This is a genomic window from Ruegeria atlantica, assembly GCF_947495585.1.
Classification (GTDB): domain Bacteria; phylum Pseudomonadota; class Alphaproteobacteria; order Rhodobacterales; family Rhodobacteraceae; genus Ruegeria; species Ruegeria atlantica_G.
The window spans coordinates 1-713 of record NZ_CANLZK010000048.1 but is presented as its reverse complement, the minus strand read 5'-3'; the positions used below and the strand labels follow the sequence as shown (position 1 = coordinate 713).

Sequence of the window (713 nt, the reverse complement as noted above, 5' to 3'; positions counted from 1 at the left end):
CGAAATCGTAGCTCCAAACGTGGTTGCGATGCTCTGGTCGAAGCCGAATACACGATCCGTCATTCAGCCAGAGCCGTCCTTTCTTCGGTTGTTTCACTGGTACTTTCAGCCCCTCTCGTCGCCAAAGCCGTTCAATCCGCCCGTCGCTGACAGACCATCCAGCCTCTCTCAGCAGCGCAGCAATCCTGCGATAGCCATATCGGCCGTATTGACGGGTCAACTCGATCATGTCGGCCACCAGTCGGTCTTTGTCTGCGCGACCTTGTGGGACGCGCCGTTGCGTGGACCGGTGTTGCCCCAGCACGCGGCAGGCGCGTCTCTCGGAAACGTTCAGCTGGTTGCGTACATGGTTAATACAAGTACGACGACGAGCAGGGCTCAGTAGTTTCCCTTTGTGGCTTCCGTCAGGATCAGTTTGTCCAACGTCAGATCAGAAACCGCACGTCGCAATCGTTCGTTCTCTTTCTGAAGCCGCTTCAGTTCCTTCAATTGATCAACACCCATTCCGCCGTACTTCTTGCGCCAGCGGTAATAGGTTTGTTCGACAACGCCAATCTGTCTGATCGCATCAAGACGGGACATGCCGTGCCCCATCAAAACTTCAACCTGCCGTAACTTCGAGACAATCTCTTCGGGCTTCGGTCTCTTGTTTGCAATTTTTGATCCTCCGTTTCCTAAACATAACGGTGGACCAGTTCAGTTGGGGAGGCTCA

Annotated in this window: 1 pseudogene; it reads right to left on the bottom strand. The window is 54.3% G+C overall.

Annotation, left to right across the window (positions count from 1 at the left end):
- Positions 1–657: pseudogene (locus tag QMP16_RS23515) on the bottom strand (IS3 family transposase); the annotation flags it as partial.
- Positions 658–713 lie beyond the last annotated feature (56 nt).